Source organism: Deinococcus sp. HSC-46F16 (genome assembly GCF_024171495.1).
Classification (GTDB): Bacteria; Deinococcota; Deinococci; order Deinococcales; family Deinococcaceae; genus Deinococcus.
In genome coordinates this window covers 309,493-334,865 of record NZ_JALJZW010000001.1, presented here as the reverse complement: position 1 = coordinate 334,865, position 25,373 = coordinate 309,493, and the positions used below count along the sequence as shown (strand labels likewise).

Sequence of the window (25,373 nt, the reverse complement as noted above, 5' to 3'; positions counted from 1 at the left end):
GAATGCCGCGATGACCACCCTCGCTGAACCTGCCATCACCCCGTCCGAGCAGCCTCCCCTGCCGCCTGGCTGGGTTTGGACAACGCTCGGCGAAATCTCAGCTATCAAGGGGGGCATTACCAAAGACACAAAGAAGCAGTATGAAAAAGCCGTAGAGGTGCCATATCTCCGAGTTGCGAATGTACAACGCGGCTTCTTCAATCTTTCAGAAGTGAAAACGATTTGCGTTCCGAGTGATAAACTTCATGACCTTCTGCTTCAATCTGGAGATATTCTCTTTAATGAGGGTGGTGACAGGGACAAGCTGGGGCGAGGCTGGGTATGGAAGTCAGAAGTAGACCCTTGCACCTTCCAAAACCACGTGTTTCGAGCACGGCCTCGGCTACAAGAATTGGAGCCGAAGTTCTTTTCGTGGTATGGAAATACACTTGGGCGCACTTACTTCGATAAGATGGGCAAGCAGACCACTAATCTTGCCTCCATCAACATCACCATACTGGCTGCCCTACCTGTGCCCCTCCCACCCCTCGCCGAGCAGCAACGGATCGTCACCCGGATTGAAGAGCTGTTTAGCAAGCTGGACGCGGGCGTCTCAGAGCTGAAACGCACCCAGGCTCTCCTGAAACGCTACCGTCAGAGCCTGCTGCACGCTGCCGTCACTGGGGAACTGTCGCGGGAATGGCGGGAGGCGAACCCGGCGCCTGAGACTGGCACGGAACTGCTGCACCGCATTTTGAAAGAGCGCCGAGCACAGTGGGCACAGAGCGGCAAGAAGGGCAAGTACAAGGAACCGCAGGGACCGGAGGCGGCGGGGCTCCCGGAGTTACCGCACGGTTGGACATGGGCAAGTGTTGAACAAATCGCTCTCTTGGTCACGGATGGGGACCACAACCCACCGAAAAGGGTGGCGTCCGGCATTCCCCACCTGACTGCCAAGAACATCAGAAACTGGCATGTAAACTTTGACGGCTGTACGTATATTGCCGAGAGTGATTTTGAACGCGTAAAATTGCGCTACTCTCCGCAACCATCAGACCTTCTAATTACATGCGTTGGGACCATTGGTCGCACTGCCATCGTTCCAAGAGGCATTGAGTTCAGTCCAGATAGAAACCTCGCTGCTATACGCGTAGGGCCTTACGACATGAATGTTGACTTCCTACAGATTGCCCTCAATGCTCCAGTAACCCAGGAGCTTATGCGCGGGGCTTCCGGGTCCACTGCTCAACCACATCTCTACTTAAGCGAAATTCGAGCTCTTCCGATCAGTCTGCCACCCATCCCTGAACAGACCTACATCGTCTCAGAAGTCGAACGCCGCCTGTCCATCCTCGACAACATGGAGGCCACCGTAGCCGCCGAGCTGAAGCGGGCCGAGGCCACGCGGCAAAGCATTCTGCACCGGGCCTTCACGGGTGAACTGGTGCCCCAGGATCCGGCAGACGAGCCGGCCAGCGTGTTGCTGGAGCGCATTCAGGCCGAGAAGGTCAAGGCCGGAGCCAAGGCCATGCGGGCAGGCACGGGGAAACGGGGCCGTCCCCGCAAGACCGACTCCTCGCCCAAGCTTCTGTGATCCGCAGTCGCAAATGCGGCCTCGCCGTCACGCCCACCCTTTTATGCTGACCTCACATGCGTAGTCTGTTCTGTCTCGCCCTGCTGAGCCTGTCCACCGCCGAAGCCGCCACCGTTCCACTCCGCAGCCTGCTTGCCAGTGGCTCGAACGTGGTCGGCTCCCTCCGGGTGGACGAGGACGTGTTCTACGTCGAGCGCAAGACCGGAGAGGGCCGCAACCTGACGCTGGCCGTCGGTCAGGCCCAGTTGGCCCGTGCTGGCCGCGTAAGTGCCGTGCGCGTCCTTGCCATGCGGGAGTACCTCACGCCGGGCGAACGGTCCATCTTCACCAAGATGGTGCTGGACACGGCCCTGAAGTGCTTCAACCTGCGCTCGGAGCGCAAGGCCGCCATCACCACCTGGCTGAACCGCCAGAACGCGTCGAGCATTCGCGATGTCGCGCAGAACTTCGGCCCCATGAACCTGCGCTTCACCCGCGACATCAGCGACGACGGCCGCTACTACACCTACGTGGAAATGCGCCGCACCGGGACGCCTGGGGTGGCTCCCTGGATCAACTACTGCACCCCGTGAGGTGGGTGCTGCTGTGCTGGGCGCTGGGGGCGGGTGCCACGCAGGCCCTGAGTGCCCAGGACCGAGCGGCGGCCCTGAGGCTGGTGCAGGCGTATCCGGCGCACCTTGGGGGCGTCGAGGGCGATGAGCTGATCTGGAAGGATGGGACGCGAATGCCCCTCAGACGGGCCAACGCCCCGACCTACGTCAGCCTGCTCAACGCCCCAGGGCTGCTCAACCAATTGGACACGCGCTACCCCGCGTGTGCGCCCCTGCGAACTCCGGCCCGGAATGAAGACCCCGGCCGGGTACGCTACGAGCCGCTGTTCCGCAAGATGTACGGGGGCACGCCCCAGGAGGTGCAGCGGCACCTGGTGGCTGTGAACTGGTTCGGCCAGCGCCTGCTGGTTACCCAGGTCAACGGAGCCGCCGCCTCGCTGCGGCAGGTGGCGGGGGACCTCGCCAGAAGGCCCCACCTGTTGCCCTACGCACGGCCCAGTGCGGGGACGTTCCTGTGGCGCAAGGTGGCCCGCACGCCGCGGCTCAGCGTCCACGCGTTCGGGGCGGCCATTGACCTGAACACGGCGCAGTCGAACTACTGGCAGTGGGAAGGCTACGCCGAGGGGCAGGCCGGGATCCGGTACCGCAACCGAATGCCCGCCGAACTCGTCCACCTCTTCGAGCGCCGGGGATGGATCTGGGGCGGACGCTGGTACCACCACGACACCATGCATTTCGAGTACCGCCCGGAGCTGACCCAGGCATGTGGCCCCCTGACGCCATCTGCGGGCCGCTGAGCGGCGGCCCTCCCCTATCCTGGGTCCGTGACCACCGTCAACCCCGCTCAGCTCGTCGCCCGCGTCTGGAACCTCGCCCACGTGCTTCGCAATGACGGCGTGGGCTACGGCGACTACCTGGAGCAGATCACCTTCCTGCTGTTCCTGAAGATGGCCTCCGAGATGGAGGGTGACCCCGACGCCCCACAGGTGCCAGAGGCGTACTCCTGGGACCGGCTGCAGGGCCTGAGCGGGGCAGAGCTGGAGACGCAGTACCGCAAGACGCTGGAGGAACTGGCGAAGGAGCAGGGCCTGCTCGGCGTCATCTTCCGCAAGGCGCAGAACAAGATCAACGACCCGGCCAGCCTCAAGCGGGTGGTTAGCCTGATCGACCAGCAGCAGTGGTCGGGGCTGCCCTTCGACGTGAAGGGCGAGATCTACGAGGGCCTGTTGCAGCGCAACGCCGAGGACGTGAAGGGGGGTGCGGGACAATACTTCACGCCCCGGCCCCTGATCGACGCGATGGTGGAGGTCACCCGGCCCAAGCCCGGCGAGACGATTGCCGACCCGGCGTGCGGCACCGGAGGCTTCCTGCTGGCCGCCCGCGACTACCTGACGAAGAACCATGCCCTCGACCCCGACGAGCGCGAAGACCTGCGGGAGCGGACCTTCTACGGGGCCGACATCGTGGACAGCGTGGTGCGGCTGGCCGCGATGAACATGTTCCTGCACGGGATCGGCGGTCAGACGACGCCGGTTCACCGGGAAGACAGCCTCGCCAAAGCACCCGGCCAGCGGTTTGACATCGTGCTCGCCAACCCGCCCTTCGGCGTGAAAGGCGCCCTGGTAGAGCTGGACGAGGACGGCAAGGTGACCCGCCAGCAGCAGAGCTACAGCCGGGACGACTTCACTGTGTCGACCAGCAACAAGCAATTGAACTTCCTTCAGCACATCCTCTCCATGCTGAAGGTTGGAGGCCGGGCTGCGGTGGTCGTCCCCGACAACGTGCTGTTCGAGGCCGGAGCAGGTGAGGCCCTACGGCGACGGCTGCTGCGGGACTGCGACCTGCACACGATCCTGCGGCTGCCGACGGGGATCTTCTACGCGCAGGGCGTGAAGGCAAATGTGCTCTTCTTTGACCGCCATGCCAGCGGTGAGACGGACCGGACGAAGGCGGTGTGGTTCTACGACCTGCGGACGAACATGCACTTCACCCTGAAGACGCGGCCCATGCGCCCGGAGGACCTGCGCGACTTCGTGGAGGCGTACCAGGCCGAGGATCGCAGCCAGCGTCAGGAGTCGGAGCGCTTCCGGAAATACGACCTGGCCGACCTGCTCGCCCGTGACAAGGTGAACCTCGACGTGTTCTGGCTCAAGGACGACAGCTTGGAAGAAGGCAGCGACCTGCCCGCGCCGGGGGTCCTGGCGGCGGAGATCGTGGAGAGCCTGGAAGCGGCGCTCGACGAGTTCCGCCAGGTCGCAGAGGAATTGGTGCCGACCCAGTAAGAGGCACTTTGGAAGAGTGCTGTTGAACCCACCGGGTACTCAACGGCACTCAGTCCTTTTGGAGGCTTCCATGCTCAAACACTCAACACGACTTGCTCTCATCGCGCTGGGCACGCTGATGTGCTCGACCACCACCCATGCACAGCTCGGCTACCCGATCAACAGTAAGGCTCTCAAACCCTGCGGCTCAGCGGAGAAGTGCAAGTTCATCTCCAAGACGAGCCGTGCGCCCTCACCCTTCACGGACTACAGCTACCAGATCGTCAACCGAAACCTCAAAGTCATCCTGACGACGTACAAGGGGGACACGGGCGGGGAAGTCATCATCTCGTCAGAGTACGTCGCCACGCGGTTTCCTCTGACGAACGCTGACAAGACGTTCCTCCTCAAAGCCATCGAGAGGGAAACGAAAGGGAAGTACCCGATGTCGCTCTTCGACAAGTGCTTCGCCCAGATTGACAAGCAGCCGGAAGATGCGTATGGCAATGAAGAGGTCATGCTGGCGACGGAGGATGTTGGAGTGCGGTGCTTCAAGCGCCGCTACACCCACTGGTACGCCTCTGGGGTGCGGGTTTTCTACCCGATGCATTAGCCGACTGCAGCCTGCTGGCCGGTCATTGCAACTCGGAACATTGTAGAATCCACCCCAGCGGAAGCGTGTCTCATTCTTCAGGCTGGCAGACGGAAAGCGCCGTGTAGGACGCGTTGTACCTCCGGGAACAACTGGAAAGCGTGTGTACGGGCAACCGTACCGAGAGTTCGAATCTCTCCCGTTCCGCCAGCCAGAAAAAGAGTGCCGCAGCCGCTGGTTGCGGCCTTTTTCGTTTTCTGTCGCCGCACATTTGCAGCAGCCCCGGCCGTTACGCTGGAGCATGGAGCCATGACCGACGCGCTGCTGACCCTGCCGCTGTGGCTGCCCGCCGCGCTGTTCCTCGCTTACAGCGTGATGGGCCTCGTCGCCCTGGGCGAGCGCTCACGCACTGGGGTGGCCTCCGCTGGCTGGCGGGCAGCGACGTATCTGGCGATGGCGGCGGCTTGCGGGCCACTCGCGTGGGCACCCTTCGACGCGCTTCTGGGAGGCAACGGGGCAGGCGTGAACAGCCGGTGGCCGCTGTTTTTCCTGGCGCTCGGAGCGGTTCTGTATCTGCCCACCGTGCGGCTGACGCGCCGGGGACGCGGCGGGCGGCTCACGGTGGGGCTGCGGCTGTGGCCTTTGAATTTCCTGCTGCTGATCGTGCTGTGGGGCGGATGGAACCCGGTGGCCCTCCCGCGCTGACGCCTACCCCCGCCCCACCCGCCACGCGCTCCACAGCGGCAGCAGCGCCAGCCCCGCGCACGCGGAGGCCAGCGCCGGAAACCCGAGCCGCGCGATCACGAGGCCGCCCAGCAACGTCCCCGCCCCGGCAGCCACATACCCCAGCCCATCGGTCAGACCCTGCGCGGCCGGGTGGCGCGAGAGCGCCTTGCTGCCCGCCACGAAGGCCAGATTCCACCCCAGCCCCAGCACGAACATGCTGACGCCCAGCCACGCGGCCCCCGGCAGCGTCGCGCTGAGGGCCGCCGCCGCCAACAGCACCGAGCCGCCCACATACCCCACCCGCACCCCCAGGCGGTCGATCAGCGGCCCGGTCAGCCAGCCGAAGCCGAACATGCCGACGATGTGCCCCGAGATCAGCGCGGCGACCCCCGCGTGGTCCACCCCCATCTCGTGGGCGCGGTGGGGGGTTAGGCTCATCAGGGTAACCATCAGGCCCTGCGCGGTGGCGAGGGCGAGGGCGGTGGAGCGCACGCCGGGTATTCGGAAGGTGGCCGCAAAGCTGGGCCGCGCCCCCCTGACCTGCCCCGCCGGACCCGAGACCGGACGCCATGCCAGCATCAGGAGGGCCGCCACCCCCAGCAGGCCCCCGCCGACCAACCACCCGGCGACCTCCGGGGTGGTGCCCAGCCGTTCGCCCAGACGCTCTACCCCACCGGAGAAGCCGGTCATCAGCAGCGAGCCCACCACGCTCATCAGCATCAGCAGACCCAGGGCAGTGCCCCGGCGCGAGTCGGGCACGCTCTCGGCGGCGGCGTAGCGGGCCTGTTGATACCCGCCCTGCGCCGCGCCCATCAGCGAGGCCCCCAGCAGGAAGACGGGAAGCAGGCCCGCCCGCGCCCCCACGAAGCCCAGCCCCGCGCCCACGGCGCCCAACGCGAAGGCCGAGGCCAGCCCCACCCGCCGCCCCCGCGACAGCATCAGCGCCCCGAACAGGCCCGCCGAGAGCGCCGCCGACGCGCTGATCAGGGTGGCGGGCAGGCCGATCAGCGACCCGAAGCCCAGGTTGCCCACCACCAGCGCCGCGAGGATGGTGCTGACGGTGGTGGCCCCAGTCGCCAGCGCCTGCGCCGCGTACAGCGGAAAAAGCCGCCCCAGCGGGAGGGCAGGGGCGGCGGCCGGAACGGCAGGGGCGGGCGGCTCAGCCACCCTGGGCGGCCCAGCGTTCGGCAACGGCGGTCTTGAGGTAGGTGGCGGCGTCCTCGGTGCTGGCGCCCGGCGTGAATACGCGGCCCACGCCCAGCTCCTCCAGCTTGGGGAGGTCCTGATCGGGAATGATGCCCCCGCCGAAGAGGATGATGTCCGAAGCGCCGCGTTCACGCAGCAGGGCGGACACCTCGCGGAAGTAGTGCATGTGGGCGCCCGACAGGACACTGAGGCCGATGGCGTCCACGTCCTCCTGAATGGCGGCGTTCACGATCATCTCGGCGGTTTGGCGCAGACCGGTGTACACGACTTCCATTCCGGCGTCACGCAGGGCGCGGGCCACCACCTTGGCCCCCCGGTCGTGGCCGTCCATGCCGGGCTTGGCGATCAAGACCCTGATGCGGCGATCTTCCATAGTCTGTTTCCTCCTCGAAACTGCTCTTGGGGCGCATTGTAGCCGCCCCCCGCGTGCGGAATCTTCAGGCACGGGTCACCCGGACGCCTCAGACTGGGAGGATGCGTTTCCTCCTGCCCCTGAGTCTGGCTCTGACGAGTGCGGCCCAGGCCGCCGCGCCCTTTCCAGCCCCCATGCAGACGCTGAACCATCCGGGGGCACGGTCGGCTGTCCACGTCGATGGCCAGCGAACCCTGGCCGTGGATGACGACGGCGCGACGGCCGTGCTGGTGCCCCGGCAGGGTCCAGCCCGCGCGGTGACCTTCCCTGGCAACGGCAAGTTGCGCTCGCCCACCGTGACGCCGGAGGGCCGCACCCTGGCCGTGCAGCTCGCCTTCGACGAATGCCAGGTTGTCGTCTGGGACGTGACGGCGGGGCGCCAGGTCGCGGCGGTGCAGGGTGACTTCACCCACATCTTCGGCTGCGACCGACCCGAGGGAGGCGAGTTCAACTTCGACACGCACTTCACGCCGGATGGTCGGTTCCTCCTCACGCGGGACGACTCGGGCCTGCGCCGCTGGGACGCCCGCACGGGGAAGCTGCTCCGGACGCAGCCGGGAAAGTTTGAAAGTCTCCACCTCAGTCCGGATGGCCGCACGCTGGCCGCTCTGGGCGCAGGCCGGAGGGTGGAACTCTGGGCGTCCGACCTGGGCCGCCGCCTGAAGGTCACCCCTCGGCAGCCCGCCGACTGCTTCCGCACGATGGGGGCGGGCGTGAACTGGAGTGCCGACCGCACGAAGCTCGCCTTCTCCTGCGACCGCGAAGTGCGGGTCTGGAACGTCGCCGCCGGGGGGCTGAGGAGCTACCCCCGCATGGACAGGCGCGAGTATCCCGACACCCCCATGTTCAGCCCGGACGGTCAGTTCGTGCTGGCCAACGAACGTCAATTCGGGGTGGCCGTCTGGAACGTGGGGAGCGGTCGGCGGGTCGCGCACCTGAAGACCCCCGGCCCCAGCGTGCAGGTCACAGACGTGGAGGTCACGCCGAACAACCTGCTGTTCGCGGCTCTGGACGACGGCCGCATCCTGCGGGCGAACCTGCAGCAGCCCGCGCAGGTGCTCGAGCCGCTGCGCCCCTTCCCCGACAAGGCCAGACTGTGGCCCTCCCTCGCCGTCAGCCGGGAAGGAAACCGCCTCGCCGTGGCCTCCGGTGACGGCCGGTTGAACGTCTACGCGCTGCCGGGCAACTGAGCCGGGGGCCTACCCGTCCCGCGCCGCCCGCTCCACCCGCGCCACCACGCGGTCCCGCCCCAGCGCTTCGAGCATCTCGAACATGCCGGGGCTCTCGCCCGTTCCGGCGACCGCCGCCCGCAGGGGCTGCATCACCTTGCCGGGCTTGAGGCCGCGCTCCTCGGCAAAGGCCCGCAGCGCCGCCTCGGTCGTGGCCTGGTCGAAGGCGGGCAGGTTCTTCAGCCGGGCGGCGAGGTCGGGCAGGAAGGATCGGCCCTCGTCGAGCAGTTTCTGCGCCTTCTCGGTGACGGGGTAGTCCTCGGACCAGAAGTAGGGGGTCTTCTCCAGAAACTCGGAGAACACGTCCATGCGCGGAATCATCATCCGGACGACGGCGCGGAAATAGTCGTCCAGCGGCAGGTCGTGCTTCTGCGAGGCGAGGTAGGCGTGCAGCCGCTTGGCGACCTCTTCCTCGCCCAACACTTCGCGCAGGTACTTGCCGTTCATCCACTTCAACTTGTCGAGGCTGAAGACGGGGCCGCCCAGGGTCACGTCCTCCAGCCGAAAGACGCGCTGGAACTCGGCGAGGTCGAAGATTTCCTGGCCGTCGGGGTGCGTCCAGCCCATTGTGGCGAGGAAGTTGAGCATCGCCTCGGGGAGAAAACCCTGGTCCATGTACCACTCGACCGAGGTGGGGTTCTTGCGCTTGCTGATCTTGCTGCGATCGGCGTTGCGCAGCAGCGGCATGTGCGCCCAGACGGGTTCGGGCCAGCCGAACGCCTGGTAGAGCAGCACGTGGATGGGGGTGGAGGTGATCCACTCCTCGGCGCGGACGACGTGGGTGACCTCCATCCGGCGGTCGTCCACCACGTTGGCGAGGTGGTAGGTCGGGAAGCCGTCCGCCTTGAGCAGCACCTTGTCGTCGATCTCGCGGTTCTGGAAGGTGATGGGGTCGCGGAGGCTGTCGTTCACGACGGTCTGGCCCTCGCGCGGGACCTTCAGGCGGATGACGGCGGCCTCGCCCGCATCCACCCGCCGCTGCGCCTCCTGGGGATCGAGGTCACGGCTGGGGACCGCGATCACGCGGCCTTCACCTTGCGCCTGCTCGCGCAGAGCGGTCAGTTCCTCGGGCGTCTCGAAGGCGTAGTAGGCGTGCCCGGAGGCGACGAGCTGCCGGGCGTAGTCGCCATACAGGTCGGAGCGCTCGCTCTGGCGGTAAGGCCCGTTGGGGCCGCCTTGCAGGGGGGACTCGTCGGGGGTCAGGCCCAGCCACTGCATCATCTGGAAGATGCGGGGTTCCGAATCGGCGACGTAGCGGCCCCGGTCGGTGTCCTCGATGCGGAGGATGAAGCGGCCTTCCTCGCCTCTGTGCCGGGCCTGCGCGGCGAGGGTGTGGTTAAAGAGGCCGATATAGGCCGTCCCGACGTGCGGGTCTCCGGTGGGGCTGGGGGCGATGCGGGTGACGACAGGCATATGGGGGCCATGTTACGAGAGCGGGGCGGGAGGCGGAGCGAGGACGGCCCCGACACGGCCCCGCCGCAGATTCGCCCTCGGCCATCCTCGCCCGCTGATACGCTCCCCCGCATGACCCGCCGCGCCGTCCTGACCTGCCTCGCCCTGCTGACCGGGGGCGCCTCCGCGCAGTTCGCCCCGGCGACGCCTGTGCCGAGCCCGTACCTTTTCGTCCAGCCCATTCCCAACCAGCCCGACCTCGACCTCAGCGGCGAGTATGTCGGCCGCCTGCGCGGTCAGAACAACCAGACGGGGCTGCTGGACATCAGCGTCAAGGTGAGCGGGTACGACGTGACCGCCAGCGTGTTCAGCCGCGCCCTGAAGCAGAGCTTTCAGGCCAGCGGCACCCGCAGCATCTTCCGGGCCAGTCCCGTCACCGTCAATCTGGTGGGGCAGTTCGGGCAGGGCAGCGCCTGCGAGGGCGGGTTCCAGGAAACCTATCAGGTTACCGTGACCTTTGTCCGCGCCAGTGAGGTCAGCGGCGAGGGCGGGCGCGGCCACCTCCAGCGCTGGATCTGCGATTCCCTCGCCCGGCAGTTTCGCCCCGACCCCCAGAACAGCGGCGAGCTGGAAGTGGCGCGGAAGTAAGGCCCGGCCCCTATCCTCAGGGCCATGCTCTCGGCCCAGACCACCCGTTTTTTCGGCTCCTACCCCGGCACCGTCGCCCTCGTGACCGCCGAGCACGCGGGCACCCGCAACGTGCTCAGCGTGGGCTGGCACACGGCCCTGAGCGCCGAGCCACCACTGTACGGGGTGGCGGTGGGGCGGGAGCGGGCCACTCATCCCCTCATCCTGGGAAGCGGGCGCTTCGGCGTGAACTTTTTGCCCTTCGCGGCGGCGCGGGCGGTGCAGGGGGCAGGGGTGCTGACCCGGCATGACGGGGAGGACAAGTTCGCGCGGCTGGGCCTGGAGACGCGGCCAGACGCCGGGCTGGCCCTCGCCGGGGCCTACCTGCACTACACCTGCGAGGTGACGGAGGTGGTGCCGACCGGGGACCACGACCTCTTCGTGGGGCGGGTGACGGGAGTGCGGTATGACCCGGCAATGTACGACGACTCCGGGCTGTTCGCGGGAGAGGCCGCCGTGTACCTGGGCCGCAGCGCCTACGTGACGACGACGCGGGAGCGGGTGGCCTATCCGCCGGAGGAGTTCGGGGGCTGAGCCAAGCCCTTTTCACCCCGCCGGGTCAACTGCTCCGGATGAATTCCACGATCAGCACGCCGTCCGCGTCGGCCGCGCCCCGCTTGCGGAACTCGCGGCGCACCAGGTCGCCGCCGCTGGCCCGGAACTCGTCTGCCACGGCACGCAGGTCGATCGCCTCGCTCCAGGTGCCGATCACGTCGTTCGGGCTGAACTGGTCCCAGTCCATCAGCCGGGCGGCCAGGGTCAGGGTGCGCGGCTCGCCGTAGTTCAGGGTGAGGGGGGCCGGGGCGCTGTACAGGTTCAGGGTCTGCCCCCGGTAGAGGTCCACCCGCTGGCTCGACCCCCGCGACCACACCTCCGCGCCGTTCAGGCTGAGTTCCCCGAACACGTCGTCGTAGCGGTCGTCTTCCGGCTCGATGGAGCGGTAGGAGACGCGCACCCCGACCTTCAGGCTGTTGGGATTGCAGACCGACTCGGCATACTCGCCCGTGGTGGCCGAGGCGGCGTAGGCGCCCCCCACGAACGTGCGGGCGGTGAAGCTGATGGGCACCAGGGTGCGCGGGTCGCTGCTGCCCCGGAAATAGTCGGCGAGGCGCTGGGTGCGGATCAGGTCGACCACGGCCGCCTCGTTGCCCCCGGCGGCGTACACGTTGAAGCGGCTGCTGCTCAGCACCTTTTGGGTCTCGGCCTGCACGCTGGCGCTGACGCCCGAGTACGAGGCGTCGAGCGCGGCCTTCATCTGCTGCGACGAGTAGCTGCCCGTCATCTCGACGAACAGCAGCCGCCCGTAGGTGATGGAATCGATGTACGCGGCCGCGTTGGCCGGGTCCGTCAGGGCCGCCAGGTCCTCGGGGGTGGGGGCCTTCAGGAAAGCGCCCTGCGGCGTGCTGCCGCCCAGATCGGCGTTCAGGGTGAAGGCGTTTTGCACGAACACGGCGGAGACGCGGTTTTGCCGGTTGTCCGTGCTGTAGCTCCCCGCCGCCTTCACGCTGTAGCCGATGCCGCCCGCCCGCAGGCCCAGCTTCAGGGCCGAGGTCTCCGCACTGCTCTGCTCGGTGATCTCGTAGCGGATGGTGGAGCCGAAGGGGCTGCCCACCACCCCCTGCCGCACGGCCGCCACCGCCAGGTTGTACGCCGTCTGGTTGGGCTGGATGGTCGCCGACCCTGCCGTGGACGGCAGCGCCGAGGTGATGCGGTAAGGATGGCGGCGCACTTCGGGGACGCTGACGGCCTGCATGCTGCCCAGTTCCAGCCCCGCCGTGCGGACAAAGGCGCCCACCCACAGCGTGTCCTGATCGAGCGTCTTCACCGCGTACTCGGGGGGCGCCGAACTTAGGCGGTAGCGCTGGACGGAGCAGAGGAGCTGGCCGTCGGGGGTGTCCTGGGTGCTGGTGGTCGGGCCTCCCAGCTTGGTTACGGGCGGCCGGACGATGGGAATCTGGAGGGGCCTGGGAATGACCCGGAACTCGATGTTGTTCTGGGTCAGCACCCTCAGCAACTCCGGGCCGCTCAGTTGCTCGATCTGGCGCAGATTCAGGGAGGGCACCGGGACGGGACTCACCGGAAGGGGCGGCAGACGCGGCGCGACCTGCGGCTGCGCCCCGGCGGGGGTGAGCAGGGCGGCGCCGAGCAGCAGGACTCGGGCCGAAGGCCTGTGGTGAAGCATGGTGGACACCTCCTGGGTGAGGGGCAGGCCAAACGGTTGAAACGGCTGCGGTGCCTGGACGGACGCTCTACCTTCACCTCTGGCAATCCAGCCGTACCCGGAAGCTGGGGTCAGAGACGGTGTAGCGCAGGGAGGAGTCCCGGCTCCGCGCCTGGGGATCGAGGAACAGCACCAACCGCAGGGGCCTGCCCTGTCCCCGCTTGGCGAACTCCTTGCGGGCCACGAAGGCCGCGCCGGGGGGCAGCTTCTGGCGAATCGCCAGCGACCAGGCGTCTCCAGCGCTGGAGTGGGTCAGGGTCTGGCCGTCCGCCGTCGTCAGGCTGAGTTCCTCGCCGTAGATGTCGAGGCCCGTCATCTCGGTCGTGCTGACGAGTTTGTCCGTGCCGTTGCGGACCTCCAGGGTCACGCCCCAGTGGGTCCCCAGGTCCTCGACCCGCTGCACCCGCAGGCGCAGCACCCCGTTGAAGAGGAGCTCTCCCAAGCAGCCCTCGACTGCCGCCACCTGGTTCGCCCCGCCGGGGGCCTGACCGGCGGCCGGAGCACGCGCGGTCCCCGGCAGCGTCAGCGCGAGCGTGTTCCCCGCGCGGGTCGCGCTGACGCCCGCCGCCTGGAGGGCGTCGAGCGGCACGTAGGTTTTGCCGCCCACCACGATGGCCCGGCTCGTGGCGGGGCGGCCACCGATCGTCAGGAGCAGGGGCGTCGAGGCCGTCTGCGCCAGGGCCGCACCTGTCAGGGCCAGGACCAGCCCGAGCCTTTGTCCGGTGTGCCAGGTTGCCACAGGTTCACGCTCCTTTGTCTCCGCTGGGGAGGCGTGGAGCCACCTTAGGCGGGGGGGCGTGGCAACAGCGTGGCAAGGGCGGGCGGCTCAGGGCAGGTCCGCAGGCTGCGTTCCCGCTCCGGCCAGGGCCACCCGCCGGGCCAGCTCAGGGTCGTCCAGCCGGACCGCCAGGGCGTCCAGGGCGGCCAGGTCCTGCGTCCAGCCCACCCGGTCCCCCACCGCGAGCCACAGGGGGAGGCGAGCCCAGTAAATGTCGAAGGCGTCGCGGTCGGTGGGGGCAAAGCTCAGCGCCTGACCCAGGTGCCCCAGCGCCTCCTGGGGGGCGAGGAGGTGCGTGGCCTCGGCCGCCGCCGCGAGGCTGAGGGGGTGGGCCTGCGGCACGCCCGCCGCGACCGCGTGCCGGGCACGCACGGCAACCCGCGCTCCTTCTCCCAGCGCGGCGAGCACGCGGGCGTGCAGCAGGTGACGGACGGGTCCGGGCAGGGAGGCGAGCACGCCGTCGCGCAGCAGGTCGTGCGCGAAGCGCTCGCCGCGCAGCAGGCCATCTTGCTCCAGCCGCCCCAGGACCGGCGCGAGGTCCAGTGGATCGGTGCCCAACACCCGGCCCGCGAGGTCCAGGCTGAAATCCTCGCCCGCGACCGCCGCGACCTGCGCGAGCCGCGCAGCCCCCTGCGGCAGATGTTCCAGGCGGCGGGCAATGATCGGCCGCACCCGGCCCGGTGGGGGCAGATGTTCCGGAAGCCCCCGCGCGAGTTCCCCCGTGCCGAGCAGGTGGCGCACCGTTTCGAGCACGAACAGCGGGTTGCCGCCGGTGTAGCGGTGCAGCGCCCCCGCCAGGTCCCCGGCCGGGGGCGTGGGGAGGTCCAGTTCCTCCAGCAGTTCGGCAAGTGCTTCCACAGACAGCGGCTCCAGTTCCAGCAGCAGTGCCCGCCCAGCGTCCACCTGCTCCCGGACCGCCTGCCACGCGACGGGCGGCAGTTCGTCACGGCGAAAGGTCACGAGCACCCGCAGCGGCAGGGCTGGGCTGCCCGTGAAGTACGCGCCCGCCTCGAAACTCAGGGGGTCGAAGAGATGCAGGTCGTCGGTGGTGAGCGCGAGGCGGTCGCGGGTGCCCAGACCCAGCAGCACCAGCCCGGCGTCCAGCAGCCGCCGCCGGTCCTCCGGAACCCGCAGGGGCGGGGGGCGGGCGTCCCCGAGTTCGGGCAGCAGCCGGGAGAGTTCCTGCCGCACCCAGGCGGGCAACTGTCCGCGCAACTCGGGCTGCCGCTCCAGCAGGCCGCGCAGCCCCCGCGCCAGCGAGGCGTAGGGCAGGCCCGCGTCGCCCGGCCGCCCGTCGTTGGGCTCGCAGGCCCCCTTCGACGCCGCGAAATCGAGCATCAGCCGGGTCTTGCCGACCCCCGGCTCGCCCGTGATGTAGATCGGCTGCCCGGCGGCCCAGGCCGCCTCCATCTGTGCCCACTCGCGCTCCCGGCCCACCAGCGCGGGTGGGTGGAGGGGAGGAGGACCGGGCGGCACCGGGCGCGGGACCGTGCGCCGCCCGATCTCACGCGCCAGCCGCAGGGTCTCGGGCAGGGGGGCGAGGCCGAGTTCGTCGGCGAGCACCTGCCTGAGGCGCTCAAACTGCCGCAGCGCGGCCGCCCGCTCGCCCAGCAGCGCGTGCAGCCGCATGACCTCGCGGTGGTGGGCCTCGGTGAGTTCGTCGGCCCGCAGCAGCTCCAGGCGCTGGGCGAGCGCCGGACGCAGCTCACCCGCCGCCTCCAGTGCCTCGGCCCGGCGGCGCAGGAGGTCCTGGCGGAGCCCGGCCAGCCGCTCGCGCTGCCCACCCAGCCACTCCTCGAAGGCGGGCGCTCCCGGCAGCCCGAATCCGGCCAGGGGCTCGCCCCGCCACAGGGCCAGCGCCTCGTCCAGGCGTCCGGCCTCCGCCTGTGCCCGGAAGGTGGACACGTCACAGGTCAGGCCCGGCCCCAGCGCCACGTCCCCCGCGACCGCCGCGAGCAGGGTGCCCAGCGGGGTCTGGCGCAGGCGGTGCAGTTCGCGGCGCAGGTGCCCACGCGCCTGCCCGCCTCCCGCGTCGGGCCACAGCAGCTCGGCGAGCACGGCGCGGGACGTGCGGCCCTCCAGGGCGAGGTAGGCCACCAGCGCGAGGGCCTTGCGCGTCGGCAGCGGGACGGCCCGTCCTCCGCACCGCAGTTCCGGCGGACCCAGCAAAGCGGCCTCGATCATGTCCGGTCACCCTCTCCCATCATGACCCGGCGCGGGCTTCCGGGGTCAGCGGCCGGGCAGCCTCGGGGACGCTCCCGGCACCTCGTCCCGCCCCCGCGCCACGTCGCGCACTCCCCGGCGCCCGAAGGCGTGGGCGAGGTCGCGCTCGGGCAGGCGCAGCACCGTGGGCCGCCCGTGGGGGCACGACCAGGGCTGCTCGCAGCCGGACAGGGCCGAGAGCACCGCCTCTCCCCTCCCCGCGTCCAGCATCCCGGCCTTCAGCGCGGGGGCGCAGGCGAGGCGGGCGAGCACCTCGCGGCGGGGATCGGGACCGTCCCCCAGGGCCGCCTCCACGATCTGCTCGTGCAGCCGGGGCACCGGGAGCGCGGCGAGGACGGCAGGCAGCGTCCGCAGCCGCGCCAGCCCCGCGCCGAAGTCCTCCAGCGTGAGGCCCCAGCCGCGCAGCTCGGCGCCGCGCTCGTGCAGGCGGGCGACCTGTTCGGGGGTAAGGTGCAGCAGCTCGGGTTCGGGGAGTTCGACGGGCGGCTGCGCCCCCAGCGCCCGCGTGAAGTGCTCGTAGAGCGACCGCTCGTGCGCCGCGTGCGCGTCCACGACCCACAGGTCGCCCTCCCCCTGCGCGAGAAGGTACAGCTCCTGATAGACGCCCAGGAGGGTGAGGCGGGGAAAGTTGCCGCTCGCGGCGGGCGTGGCGGACGGCTCGGGGGGAGCGAGGGGCGCCGGGGCCGCCCGCACCAGCGGATGCGCCGCCAGCGCCCCCGTCACCGCCGCCCGCACCCGCGCCGCCACGCCGGGGAGGTCGGCCAGCGCGACGACCTGCTTGGCCGGGTGCACGTTGGGGTTGTGGTCCTCGGGGGGGACGGTCAGGTCCAGCACGCACAGCGGGGCCACCCCGGAGGGCAGCAACTCCGCGAAGCCGTCGATCACGGCCCGCTCCAGCTCCGGCGGCGCGAGCACGGGCCGCCCGTTCACGCTGAAGTGCATCCGGTCGCGCCGGGCGCGGGTGAGTTCGGGGCGGGAGACGACGCCGCGCACGCCGTCCGTTTCGACCATCAGCACGCGGTTGGCGCTCAGCGGTCCGTACACGCTCGCCACCGCGCCCCGGTGGTCGGCGGGGGCATGGGTCAGCCGGGCCTCGCCGTCCACAGTCAGCCGCCAGTGCAGGCCCGGATGGTGCAGCACGTAGCGCCCCACCAGCGCGGTGATGTCGCGCACCTCGGCGGCGGCGGGGGCCTGGGTGCGGAGGCGGGCGGGCAGGCGGGCAAAGAGGCTCCGCACCGTCACCGTCGTCCCCGCCGGGGCGGAGGTGCGGCGCACCGTCACGTCGTCGCCCGAGGCCGTGACCTCCGCCGCGCCCACCTGCGCCGCCGGGCGGGTCACCAGATGCAGGTCGCCCGCCTGCGCCGCCGCCCACAGCGCCTCGCCCCGGAAGCCCAGGGTGGTCACCCGCTCCACCGCGCCCGCTTCGGGCGCCAGCTTGCTCGTCGCGTGCCGGGCGGGGGCCAGTGCCACCGAATCGGCGGGGATGCCGCCCCCGTTGTCGCGCACCCGGATCAGGCCGAGGCCACCCCCCTCCACCTCGATCTCGATGCGGCTCGCGCCCGCGTCCAGGGCGTTGTCCACGAGTTCGCGCACCACGTCAAGGGGCCGCGACACGACCTCCCCGGCGGCGATCAGCCGGGCGACGTGGGGGGGGAGCAGGTGAATGGTCATGGCCTAGTCCTCTCCACTGCCGCGCAGCTCACCCTGCCAGCGGTGCAGCAGCTCCAGCGCCGCCATCGGCGTCAGGCGGCCCAGGTCCAGGGCGGCGAGTTCGCGGGTCAGCTTGCGGTCGTCCCCACCGCTGTTCAGGGCGGTCAGCAGCCGGGCGGCACGGGTGGTGACGGGCGCGGGCAGCCCGGCGAGACGGGCGACCTCCACCCCGTAACTCTGGCGAGCCGCACCGGGAATGACCTGATGGTAGAAGGTCAGGCCATTGCCCTCGTCCTCCTCGGCGGCAACGTGGAGGTTGACCAGGCCCGGCAGGTCGGCCTCCAACCGGGTCAGCTCGAAGTAGTGGGTGGCAAAGAGGGTGTGCGCCCCGGTCGCGTGCAGGTGCTCCAGCGCCGCCTGCGCGATGGCGAGACCGTCCAGCGTGGAGGTCCCGCGCCCCACCTCGTCCAGAATGACGAGGCTGCGGTGGGTGGCCCCATGCAGGATGGTGGCGAGTTCGCTCATCTCCACCATGAAGGTGCTGCGGCCTCCCGCGAGGTCGTCCGAGGCCCCGATGCGGGTATGAATCGCGTCGTAGACGGGCAACTCGGCGTGGTCGGCGGGCACGAAGGAGCCGACCTGATGCAGGAGCGCACAGAGGGCCACTGTGCGGAGGTAGGTGCTCTTGCCCGCCATGTTCGGCCCGGTGAGGAGCAGGGTGTGGCGCGTTCCTCCCAGTTCTGCGTCGTTGGGCACGAAGCGCCCACCCGTCGCCCGCTCCACGACCGGGTGCCGTGCCTGAGAGAGCCGCGCCGCCCCCCCGGAAGTCTGGGGCCGCACCCAGCCGCATTCCACCGCGATCTCGGCCAGGGCCGCGAGCACGTCGAGTTCGGCCAGCGCCCCCGCCGCCTCCGCCAGCGCCTCGGCGTGCGTGGCGAGGCCGTCGCGCAGCCCGGTGAAGACCTCCAGCTCCAGCCGCCCGGCCGCCGCCTCCAGCCGGGCGATCTCGCGCTCGCGCTCGCGTAGGTCGGGCCTCGTGAAGCGGGCGCGGTCTTTCAGGGTGGCGATCTGGCGGTAGTCGGCGGGCACCTTGCTCAGGTTCGCGCCGCTGACCTCCAGGTAGTACCCGAAGACGTTGTTGAAGCCCACCTTCAGGCTGCCGATGCCGGTGCGGACGCGCTCGGTGGTCTCCAGCTCGGCCAGCCACGCCCGGTGCCCCAGCGCCTCCGAGCGCAGGCCGTCGAGTTCGGCGTGGAAGCCGTCGCGGATCAAGCCGCCCTCGCCCGCGCGGATGGGGGGGTCGTCCACCAGCGCGGCGCGGATGAGGGTCACCACGTCGGGCAGACCGCCCAGCCGCGCTTGCAAGCTGCCCAGCAGGCCGTCCTGCTCGTTCAGGAGCCGGGTGGCCTCGGGCAGCAGCTCCAGCGTGCGGGCCAGCGAGGCCACCTCGCGGGGGGTGGCCCGGCGGGTGGCGACGCGGGCGGAGAGACGCTCGAGGTCGTGCGCCCGGTACAGCAGCGCCCGCACGCCGCCGCGCAGGTCGGGGGCACGGGTCAGCGATTCCACCGCGTCCAGCCGCGAGCGGATGCTGAGTTCGTCCAGCAGGGGCGCCCGCAGCCACGCCCGCAGCCGCCGCCGCCCGCCCGCCGTGCGCGTCTCGGCCAGCACGTCGGTCAGGGTGACCCCCTGCGGGGACTGCGCGTGGAAGATCTCCAGCGCCCGCGCCGCCGCGTCGGTGAGGCGCATATGGGCGCCCGGCTCGTAGCGCACCACCCGGCGCACCATCTCCAGCCGCCCTTGCAGCACCTCGCGGGCATAGCCCAGCACCGCCCCGCAGGCCCGCACCAGCGCCGCGCTCCCCAGCGACCCCGGCACCTCGCCCAGCACGGCCCTCAGCTCGTCGCGGGCGGCGTCCTCTGCAAAGTTCGCAGGGGAGAGCATCACCGGGAAGCGGGTCTGGAAATCGGCCAGCAGCGCCGCGTTGCCCGACAGCTCCGGGGCCAGCAGCACCTCGCGGGCGCGGTGGCGGGCGAGTTCGTCGTAGAGGGCGGTGCGGGTGTGGAAGGCGGCGCAGCGGAACTCCCCGGTGGAGAGGTCCAGCAGCGCGAGCGCGTACCCGTCCCCGGTCGCCACCGCGCCGAGGTAGTTCTCGTCGGCGGTGAGGTGCCGCTCCTCGGTGACGGTGCCCGGCGTGAGCAGTTGGGTGACCTTGCGGTCCACCAGTCCCGAGCCGGGTTCCTCGATCTGGTCGGCGACGGCCACCCGCACGCCCGCCGCGAGCAGGCGTTCGACGTTGCTGTCCAGCGTCCGGATGGGCACGCCCGCCATCGGAGTGGAGAAGTCCTTGCTGCTCTTGTGGGTCAGGGCGATGCCCAAGAGCCGCGAGAGGCGCTCGGCGTCTTCGCCGAAGGTCTCGTAGAAGTCCCCGCACTGAAACAGCAGCAGGAACTCGGGGTGAAGGTCCCGCAGGGCGACGTACTGCTCCAGCATCGGCGGCAGCACTCCCGACCCGGTTCCTTTGAGCACATGTTGGGCAGCAGCTCCCGGCACGCGCCGAGCATAGCGCAGCCCATTCTGTTCTCAGCGGAATGGAAGTCGCGTTTGGGAGTGGGAAAAAGGAAAGCCGCCCCGTGTGGGGGCGACTCCCGGAGGTGGGGGGGTTAGCGGCCCAGGAAGGCGGGCTTGGGAAGCTTGGACCCCACGCTCAGCCCGGACAGATCCTCGTTCAGGTAAACCCAGTTGTCCGACGAGAAGCCGCCCGAGACAGCACTAACAGCGTAAGCTCCGGTCGCCTCGTCGCCCGTGACGGCGAACTGCACCTTGTTCCAACCCTTGCCCAGCCTCAGGTCGACCTGAACGGTGAGGCGCTCGCCCTGCGCGGTGCAGGTGCGGGTGCCCTTGAGCGTGACGCTGCGGTCGACGTACATCAGCCCGCCGAGGCTGAGGTTGGCTTTGCCCTGACCGGGCGTCGCGTCCAAGGACAGGGCGATGGGCAAGACGGGGCCGTCCTTGTTCGCGTCAACTTCCACCACCATCGTGGTGCTGCGGACCGACTGGTCGCTGGCCGTGACCTGCGGTACGCAGTCTTGCGCGAAGTCGTAGTCCTCCGGCAGGGCACCGAAAAGGTCCGTGTCCAGCGCCGTGAGTTGCGCCGCCGTGGGCGTGGGCAGCGTCAGGGCGAACTTGCCGTCCGCCCCGAGCGTGCCCGTCGCCGCAGGCTGTCCGGCCACGCCGTCCTCACCGACAAGGTACCCCCGCACGCTGCCCGCCCCGCCCGTCCAGGCACCCGTCGCGAGGCGAAGGGAGGTCGTCGTCTCCACGAAATTCCCCTCTACCACGGTGCCGGACAGAGAGTTCAGGTTGCTGGGCGGCGGGGTGCGGTCACAGGCGGCGAGCAGGAGACCAGCGGAGGCCAGGGCCAGCATGGAAAGTTTTTTCATAACGCCCTCACCGTACCCCCACCCAGCCCGGCCCGCAAGCCGATCTGACGGCCCTCTACTCGTCACATCCCAGCGCCCGCAAGAGGTCGAATTCCGTGATGACCGGAGCCGCCAGCGGCCGACTCCGCAGAGACGGGCGACGACGCCCCAGCAGCTTGAGTAGCAGCATGCGCATAGCTTCCTCCCTTTCTGACCGCAACCTGATGAGGGCTAAAGGCTACTTCAAGATGCGCAAAATGTCACACCTCCCCCGGCGGGGGAGTGCACCGCGTCCCGCCCGGCCGCGCGGTGAACGTGGGCGCCCTAGCATGGGCCGCATGAGCTACCACCCCTACGACCCCCGCATGGCGCACGACGCCAGCCGCAAACTCAGTGACGGCGACGTGCAGGACCTCAAACCCGAAGGCTGGTGGGGCAACGACGGCCAGCTTTACCGGGACTTCAAGTTCGGGAGCTATATGGACGGCGTGGACTTCACCCTGCGGATCGCCCAGATGGCCGAGGAAGCCGGGCACCACCCCGACCTCCACCTCCATTACGCGCGGCTGCGGGTGCGCTATTTCACCCACGACGCGGGCGGCGTCACGATGGCGGACATCGAGGGGGCGCGGGCCGTGAACCGGCTGTGGGAGGAGGCGCAGGCTTGAAGCTCACCATTCCCGACGCCGACGTGCTGTGGGCCGAGTTGCCCGCCCGGCGCAGGCACGAGCTGACCCTCACCGTGGAGCCGGACGACCTCGACGACCTCAACCACGTCAACAACACCGTCTACCTCGCGTGGTGCGAGCGGGTGGCCCGTGCCCACGCGCTGCGCGAGGGCATGGGCACCGACGCGCTGGTCGCGCTGGGAGCCGTCCCCGTCGCGCGGCAGCATGTCATCACGTACCACAAGCCCGCGCTGCTGGGGGACCGGGTGCGTGTCCGCACGGCCCTGACCCAACATGCCGGGGTCCGCAGCGTCCGCGCTTACACCCTCGACCGGGCGACCGAGGACGGCAGCGACGGCGAGCGGCTGGCCGAGTGCCAGACCGAGTGGGTCTGGGTGGACCCGGTGAGCGGGCGGCCCAAGCGGGCGCCGCGCGAGGTGCTGGAGGCTTTCGGGTTCTAGTGGGGGTCCTGCACAGAGGCTGGGCCGCGTCCCGGAACGTCGCCCGCCTGTCCGCTGTTTCCGCCGCGCCGGGTCAACGGCTCAGCGCCACCCGCAGCCCCAGCGCCACCATCGCCGCGCCCGTGATTCGTTCCAGCGTGGCGCGGACGCCCGGCGAGCGCAGACGGGGGGCGAGGGTCCCGATCAGGAGCACGAGCAGGCCCAGCCAGATCACGCCCCACCCGAAGTGGATCAGCGCGAGGGTCAGCGACCGCACCAGGACACCCTCACCGGGGTGGACGAAGCCGGGCAGCACGGTGAGGTAGAACAGGGCCACCTTGGGGTTGAGCACGTTGGTGGTCAGGCCCTGCGCGAGGGCTGGGCCGAAGCCCAGGCGGGGGCTGGGCGCCCCGGCAGCCTGCGCCGTGTGCCGGGCTTCGCGCCATGCCCGCACGCCGAGGTAAAGCAGGTAAGCGGCTCCTGCCAGCCGCACGGCCTCGTACAGCGCCGCGCTGCGGGCCAGCAGCACGCTCAGGCCCAGGGCGCTCAGGGCCGCGTGCACGAGCAGCCCGCTCGTGACCCCCAGCACCGCCCCGAACCCCGCCGGACGCCCCCCCGCCAGCGCCGCTCGCGTGACCAGCGCCGTGTCTGCCCCCGGCGTGACCGTCAGCAGCAGCGAGAGGCCCGCGAAGGCGAGGAGGGCGGAATCCATGGTTCAGGGTAACAGGGCCTGGAAAGAAAGGCGGGAGACGTTGCGGGACGCCGCCCACCGACTTCTCTTCTCCACACGCCCTACGTCACCAGTCCCGCCGCCTGGGCCGCCCGGTGCGTCCCGGTGTCCAGCAACTCGCGCAGGACGCGCACCGTCTCCTCCAGCTCGGCTTCGGTGTTGTACAGCGCAACGGGGGCGAGGCGCAGGATGTCGGGCTGGCGGAAGTCGGGGACGATGCCGCGCGAGCGCAGGGCGAGGCTCAGGGCGTGGGCCTCCGGGTGCGCGAGGGCGACGTGTCCGCCGCGCTGCCCCGGCTCGCGGGGGGTGACGACGCGCAGCTCGGGCAGGTGCTCGCCCACCCGCGCCATCAGGGACGAGGTCAGCTCCAGGCTGCGGACGCGGACCTCGGCCATGCCCACGGCATCGAAGACGGTCAAGGCGCCCTCCAACGCGGCCAGCGCCAGGATGGGCGGGGTGCCGAGCTGATACGCCCCGGCCCCCGCCGCCGGGCGAAACCCGTGCGCCATCTCGAACTGGGTCGCCTTGTCATGGCCCCACCACCCGCGCAGGCCGGGGCCGAGGCCGTGGTGCCGCTCGTGCAGGAACAGGCCGCCCGGTGCCCCCGGCCCCGCGTTGACGTACTTGTAATGGCACCACACCGCGAAGTCGGCCCCCGCCTCATGCAAGGCGTGCGGCACGCTCCCGATGCTGTGCGCCGCGTCCCAGCCGATCAGGATGCCGCGTTCATGGGCCAGGCGCGTCACCCCCGGCACGTCCAGCAGTTGTCCGGAGCGGTAAAGCACGGTGGGCAGCAGGGCCAGCGCCACATCGTCCCCTAGCGTCGCCGCGATGTCGTCCTCGTGCAGGGTGTGGCCGTCGCGGGAAGGAATCAGCCGAACCTCCGCCCCGTGCCGCGCGGCCCAGCTCTGGAGGGCGTACACATCCGACGGGAAATCGAGCGAGGTGGCGACGAGGTGCTGCCGTTTGCCGTGGGGCCGGTACAGGGTGGCGAGCAGGGAGTGGAGGTTGGCGGTGATGCTGCCGGTGGCGATGACCTCGTGCGGGTGCGCCCCCACCAGCCGCCCGATCTGGGGCGAGAGCGACTCCGCGAGGCCGAACCAGGCGTCCCAGCCGCCCACCGCGTCGCGCTGCCACTCGTCCAGTCGCCGCAGCACTGCCTCCCGCGCCGCGTGCGGCATCACGCCGAGGCTGTTGCCGTCGAGGTAGATGCCGGGGGGCATGGCGAACAGGTCACGTCTCAGGGCGCCGTCGGTCATAGGGTCTCCGGGAGGGTTCCGGCGGGCAGCAGCACCGCGCGGGCGGGGGCACCGTCCGCCCCGACGAGGGGCAGCGGCAGGCACACGAGGTCATATTCGCCCTCCGGCACCGCACTGAGGTTGAGGCCCTCCAGAATCAGAACTCCGGCCTCGCGGCAGGCGTGGTGGGCGTCTAGCGTCTTGCTCGTGAGGGGGTCCACGCTGGGGCTGTCGGTGCCGATCAGCCGCACCCCGCGCCGGGCGACCTCGCGCACGAAGTCGGGCGAGAGGGCCGCAAAATCCTCCGGAAACTCGGCCCAGTGGGCAGGCTGGCCGGTGTGGAGGAGGAGCCGGGGCGGGAAGGCCTGGGGCAGGCCGTCCAGCACCTCCGGCTCCACCAATCCCGCCTGCGCCTGCACCGTCAGCACCCGGCAGCGGCCCAGGTACGCCTCCAGCCCAACCTCGTCCAGCCGGGGCGCGTCGTCGGCGTAGTGCCAGGGGGCATCCACGTGGGTGCCGGTGTGCGTGCTGGTCCGCAGTTCGCCCGTGTTCACGCTGTCGCCCCGCGCGATCCGCGCCCCCTGTTCCAGGCGATACGGCGCGTCCCCCGGCCAGGTGGGATGACCGGGGGTGAGGGGTCTGGAGATGTCGTGCATGGAAAAGAGGCTACCAGCCGCCAGCGCCCAGGGAAGCTGGCCGCTCGCCGCTTACGTTCCCGGCGTACTCCCCGGAAACACCGCTACGCGCCCCACCATGTACGCGCAGCCGTACAGAAAGAGGGTCACGACGGGCAGGAAGCGCAGGCCCCGGCGGTGCTCGACGAGCTTGCCCCGGACCAGCACCTCCAGCACGTAGAGGCTCAGCAGGCAGAAGGCCGAGTACATCCAGTGTTCCCAGTCGCGGCTGGGGTCGGCGGGGTAACGGTACTTGGTCAGGCCATCCTGCACGGCGGTGGCACTGGGCACCTTCGCGCCCCCCAGCGAGAGAATCACGCCCGTCACGACCGGAATCAATGTCAGCACCCAGGTCACGCGCAGCCATGCGAGGAAGCCGCCGCGCAGCTCCCCCTTCAGCGCCGGGCCGAGGCTCCACACAAAGAGCACCAGCGTGGCGAGCGCGTAGGGCGTGGGAAAGAGAAAAGCCAGCGCATTGTTGAACTGGTACCCGTGAATGAGCCGCAGCAACTCCATGAGGAGCAGCCTAACGCGGGAGAGGCGGGTGGACTGACTCTGGGGGACGCCTTAACTCGTCAAATGGAGGACAAATGGGGAGGGGGCAGGCGACGGCTTCCTTTTCAGGCCTGCTACAACGAGGAACCTACTGCCCGGAACGACATCTCTCTTCCCCCCTTGCGGAGGACTGGTACAGCTCACCCCC

Annotated in this window: 24 protein-coding genes; 11 read left to right on the top strand and 13 right to left on the bottom strand. The window is 70.0% G+C overall.

All coding sequences use genetic code 11. The annotated features are described in order from the left end of the window. The first annotated feature begins 10 nt into the window (after positions 1-10). The 6 genes from L1280_RS01725 (at position 11) to L1280_RS01700 (ending at position 5,682) form a co-directional block, all read left to right on the top strand. A complete protein-coding gene (locus L1280_RS01725) occupies positions 11-1,573 on the top strand; it encodes a restriction endonuclease subunit S (protein WP_253580290.1) in 1,563 nt (520 codons plus the stop codon). 56 nt (positions 1,574-1,629) lie between these two features. Then, positions 1,630-2,145, top strand: coding sequence for a hypothetical protein (locus L1280_RS01720; RefSeq protein ID WP_253580289.1), 516 nt, complete (start codon positions 1,630-1,632; stop codon positions 2,143-2,145). Beyond that, on the top strand, positions 2,142-2,921 hold the full coding sequence (locus tag L1280_RS15780; RefSeq protein ID WP_253580288.1) for a M15 family metallopeptidase: 780 nt from the start codon (positions 2,142-2,144) through the stop codon (positions 2,919-2,921). Before L1280_RS01720 ends, L1280_RS15780 begins: the two co-directional genes overlap by 4 nt. Positions 2,922-2,948: 27 nt before the next feature. After that, on the top strand, positions 2,949-4,406 hold the full coding sequence (locus tag L1280_RS01710; protein WP_253580287.1) for an N-6 DNA methylase: 1,458 nt from the start codon (positions 2,949-2,951) through the stop codon (positions 4,404-4,406). 70 nt (positions 4,407-4,476) lie between these two features. Continuing rightward, the gene (locus L1280_RS01705; protein WP_253580286.1) at positions 4,477-4,998 is read left to right on the top strand and encodes a hypothetical protein; all 522 of its coding nucleotides are present in this window, start codon (positions 4,477-4,479) and stop codon (positions 4,996-4,998) included. A 288-nt stretch (positions 4,999-5,286) separates the two neighbouring features. After that, the gene (locus L1280_RS01700) at positions 5,287-5,682 is read left to right on the top strand and encodes a hypothetical protein (RefSeq protein WP_253580285.1); all 396 of its coding nucleotides are present in this window, start codon (positions 5,287-5,289) and stop codon (positions 5,680-5,682) included. Between the two features lie 3 nt (positions 5,683-5,685). Here the strand turns inward: L1280_RS01700 and L1280_RS01695 are convergent, their stop codons facing one another. Beyond that, positions 5,686-6,870, bottom strand: a complete 1,185-nt coding sequence (locus tag L1280_RS01695; protein ID WP_253580284.1) for an MFS transporter — start codon at positions 6,868-6,870, stop codon at positions 5,686-5,688. Further along, positions 6,863-7,282: a cobalamin B12-binding domain-containing protein gene (locus tag L1280_RS01690; RefSeq protein WP_253580283.1), complete on the bottom strand. Its 420-nt coding sequence runs from the start codon at positions 7,280-7,282 to the stop codon at positions 6,863-6,865. The genes L1280_RS01695 and L1280_RS01690 overlap by 8 nt, the downstream gene beginning before the upstream one ends. A 101-nt stretch (positions 7,283-7,383) precedes the next feature. On the opposite strand from L1280_RS01690, the gene L1280_RS01685 reads away from it, so the two are divergent. Beyond that, a complete protein-coding gene (locus tag L1280_RS01685; RefSeq protein ID WP_253580282.1) occupies positions 7,384-8,511 on the top strand; it encodes a WD40 repeat domain-containing protein in 1,128 nt (375 codons plus the stop codon). Between the two features lie 9 nt (positions 8,512-8,520). Here the strand turns inward: L1280_RS01685 and gltX are convergent, their stop codons facing one another. Further along, complete coding sequence (gene gltX, locus L1280_RS01680) at positions 8,521-9,963, bottom strand: glutamate--tRNA ligase (RefSeq protein ID WP_253580281.1); 1,443 nt, start codon at positions 9,961-9,963, stop codon at positions 8,521-8,523. 111 nt (positions 9,964-10,074) lie between these two features. Between gltX and L1280_RS01675 the strand changes: the two genes are divergently transcribed. Both L1280_RS01675 and L1280_RS01670 read left to right on the top strand, forming a co-directional pair. Continuing rightward, positions 10,075-10,590 carry a hypothetical protein gene (locus tag L1280_RS01675; protein ID WP_253580280.1) on the top strand — a complete coding sequence of 172 codons (516 nt, stop codon included), beginning with the start codon at positions 10,075-10,077 and terminating at the stop codon, positions 10,588-10,590. Positions 10,591-10,614: 24 nt separating this feature from the next. Next, complete coding sequence (locus tag L1280_RS01670) at positions 10,615-11,163, top strand: flavin reductase family protein (protein ID WP_253580279.1); 549 nt, start codon at positions 10,615-10,617, stop codon at positions 11,161-11,163. A gap of 25 nt (positions 11,164-11,188) precedes the next feature. Here L1280_RS01670 and L1280_RS01665 read toward each other — a convergent pair whose 3' ends face one another. The 6 genes from L1280_RS01665 to L1280_RS01640 all read right to left on the bottom strand — a co-directional run bounded on the left by L1280_RS01665 (position 11,189) and on the right by L1280_RS01640 (position 20,941). Then, positions 11,189-12,811 (bottom strand): thiol-activated cytolysin family protein, encoded by a 1,623-nt coding sequence (locus L1280_RS01665; RefSeq protein ID WP_253580278.1) that lies wholly within the window; start codon positions 12,809-12,811, stop codon positions 11,189-11,191. 73 nt (positions 12,812-12,884) lie between these two features. Beyond that, a complete protein-coding gene (locus L1280_RS01660; RefSeq protein ID WP_253580277.1) occupies positions 12,885-13,589 on the bottom strand; it encodes a hypothetical protein in 705 nt (234 codons plus the stop codon). A gap of 87 nt (positions 13,590-13,676) precedes the next feature. Further along, the gene (locus tag L1280_RS01655; RefSeq protein WP_253580276.1) at positions 13,677-15,812 is read right to left on the bottom strand and encodes a BTAD domain-containing putative transcriptional regulator; all 2,136 of its coding nucleotides are present in this window, start codon (positions 15,810-15,812) and stop codon (positions 13,677-13,679) included. A gap of 45 nt (positions 15,813-15,857) precedes the next feature. Continuing rightward, positions 15,858-17,522, bottom strand: coding sequence for a DNA mismatch repair endonuclease MutL (mutL, locus tag L1280_RS01650; RefSeq protein WP_253580275.1), 1,665 nt, complete (start codon positions 17,520-17,522; stop codon positions 15,858-15,860). A 3-nt stretch (positions 17,523-17,525) separates the two neighbouring features. Next, positions 17,526-19,991, bottom strand: coding sequence for a DNA mismatch repair protein MutS (gene mutS, locus L1280_RS01645; protein WP_253581056.1), 2,466 nt, complete (start codon positions 19,989-19,991; stop codon positions 17,526-17,528). A gap of 170 nt (positions 19,992-20,161) precedes the next feature. Then, positions 20,162-20,941: a hypothetical protein gene (locus tag L1280_RS01640; RefSeq protein WP_253580274.1), complete on the bottom strand. Its 780-nt coding sequence runs from the start codon at positions 20,939-20,941 to the stop codon at positions 20,162-20,164. Between the two features lie 317 nt (positions 20,942-21,258). Between L1280_RS01640 and L1280_RS01635 the strand changes: the two genes are divergently transcribed. Both L1280_RS01635 and L1280_RS01630 read left to right on the top strand, forming a co-directional pair. Next, the gene (locus L1280_RS01635) at positions 21,259-21,588 is read left to right on the top strand and encodes a 4a-hydroxytetrahydrobiopterin dehydratase (protein ID WP_253580273.1); all 330 of its coding nucleotides are present in this window, start codon (positions 21,259-21,261) and stop codon (positions 21,586-21,588) included. Continuing rightward, on the top strand, positions 21,585-22,049 hold the full coding sequence (locus L1280_RS01630; protein WP_253580272.1) for a thioesterase family protein: 465 nt from the start codon (positions 21,585-21,587) through the stop codon (positions 22,047-22,049). The genes L1280_RS01635 and L1280_RS01630 overlap by 4 nt, the downstream gene beginning before the upstream one ends. A gap of 73 nt (positions 22,050-22,122) precedes the next feature. Here L1280_RS01630 and L1280_RS01625 read toward each other — a convergent pair whose 3' ends face one another. The 4 genes from L1280_RS01625 to L1280_RS01610 all read right to left on the bottom strand — a co-directional run bounded on the left by L1280_RS01625 (position 22,123) and on the right by L1280_RS01610 (position 25,186). Then, on the bottom strand, positions 22,123-22,740 hold the full coding sequence (locus L1280_RS01625; protein WP_253580271.1) for a LysE family translocator: 618 nt from the start codon (positions 22,738-22,740) through the stop codon (positions 22,123-22,125). A gap of 80 nt (positions 22,741-22,820) precedes the next feature. Then, positions 22,821-24,017 (bottom strand): kynureninase, encoded by a 1,197-nt coding sequence (gene kynU / locus L1280_RS01620; protein ID WP_253580270.1) that lies wholly within the window; start codon positions 24,015-24,017, stop codon positions 22,821-22,823. After that, positions 24,014-24,652, bottom strand: a complete 639-nt coding sequence (locus L1280_RS01615; protein WP_253580269.1) for a cyclase family protein — start codon at positions 24,650-24,652, stop codon at positions 24,014-24,016. The genes kynU and L1280_RS01615 overlap by 4 nt, the downstream gene beginning before the upstream one ends. A gap of 51 nt (positions 24,653-24,703) precedes the next feature. Further along, positions 24,704-25,186 (bottom strand): hypothetical protein, encoded by a 483-nt coding sequence (locus L1280_RS01610; RefSeq protein ID WP_253580268.1) that lies wholly within the window; start codon positions 25,184-25,186, stop codon positions 24,704-24,706. Positions 25,187-25,373 lie beyond the last annotated feature (187 nt).

Bases quoted from the DNA above. Each gene is read 5' to 3' on its own strand.
- kynU (WP_253580270.1), bottom strand. From the start codon at position 24,017: ATGACCGACGGCGCCCTGAGACGTGACCTGTTCGCCATGCCCCCCGGC.
- L1280_RS01610 (WP_253580268.1), bottom strand. From the start codon at position 25,186: ATGGAGTTGCTGCGGCTCATTCACGGGTACCAGTTCAACAATGCGCTG.
- L1280_RS01720 (WP_253580289.1), top strand. From the start codon at position 1,630: ATGCGTAGTCTGTTCTGTCTCGCCCTGCTGAGCCTGTCCACCGCCGAA.
- L1280_RS01670 (WP_253580279.1), top strand. From the start codon at position 10,615: ATGCTCTCGGCCCAGACCACCCGTTTTTTCGGCTCCTACCCCGGCACC.
- gltX (WP_253580281.1), bottom strand. From the start codon at position 9,963: ATGCCTGTCGTCACCCGCATCGCCCCCAGCCCCACCGGAGACCCGCAC.
- L1280_RS01685 (WP_253580282.1), top strand. From the start codon at position 7,384: ATGCGTTTCCTCCTGCCCCTGAGTCTGGCTCTGACGAGTGCGGCCCAG.
- mutL (WP_253580275.1), bottom strand. From the start codon at position 17,522: ATGACCATTCACCTGCTCCCCCCCCACGTCGCCCGGCTGATCGCCGCC.
- L1280_RS01615 (WP_253580269.1), bottom strand. From the start codon at position 24,652: ATGCACGACATCTCCAGACCCCTCACCCCCGGTCATCCCACCTGGCCG.
- L1280_RS01655 (WP_253580276.1), bottom strand. From the start codon at position 15,812: ATGATCGAGGCCGCTTTGCTGGGTCCGCCGGAACTGCGGTGCGGAGGA.
- L1280_RS01700 (WP_253580285.1), top strand. From the start codon at position 5,287: ATGACCGACGCGCTGCTGACCCTGCCGCTGTGGCTGCCCGCCGCGCTG.
- mutS (WP_253581056.1), bottom strand. From the start codon at position 19,991: ATGCTGGAGCAGTACGTCGCCCTGCGGGACCTTCACCCCGAGTTCCTG.
- L1280_RS01675 (WP_253580280.1), top strand. From the start codon at position 10,075: ATGACCCGCCGCGCCGTCCTGACCTGCCTCGCCCTGCTGACCGGGGGC.
- L1280_RS01705 (WP_253580286.1), top strand. From the start codon at position 4,477: ATGCTCAAACACTCAACACGACTTGCTCTCATCGCGCTGGGCACGCTG.
- L1280_RS01725 (WP_253580290.1), top strand. From the start codon at position 11: ATGACCACCCTCGCTGAACCTGCCATCACCCCGTCCGAGCAGCCTCCC.
- L1280_RS01665 (WP_253580278.1), bottom strand. From the start codon at position 12,811: ATGCTTCACCACAGGCCTTCGGCCCGAGTCCTGCTGCTCGGCGCCGCC.
- L1280_RS01640 (WP_253580274.1), bottom strand. From the start codon at position 20,941: ATGAAAAAACTTTCCATGCTGGCCCTGGCCTCCGCTGGTCTCCTGCTC.
- L1280_RS01635 (WP_253580273.1), top strand. From the start codon at position 21,259: ATGAGCTACCACCCCTACGACCCCCGCATGGCGCACGACGCCAGCCGC.
- L1280_RS01625 (WP_253580271.1), bottom strand. From the start codon at position 22,740: ATGGATTCCGCCCTCCTCGCCTTCGCGGGCCTCTCGCTGCTGCTGACG.
- L1280_RS01690 (WP_253580283.1), bottom strand. From the start codon at position 7,282: ATGGAAGATCGCCGCATCAGGGTCTTGATCGCCAAGCCCGGCATGGAC.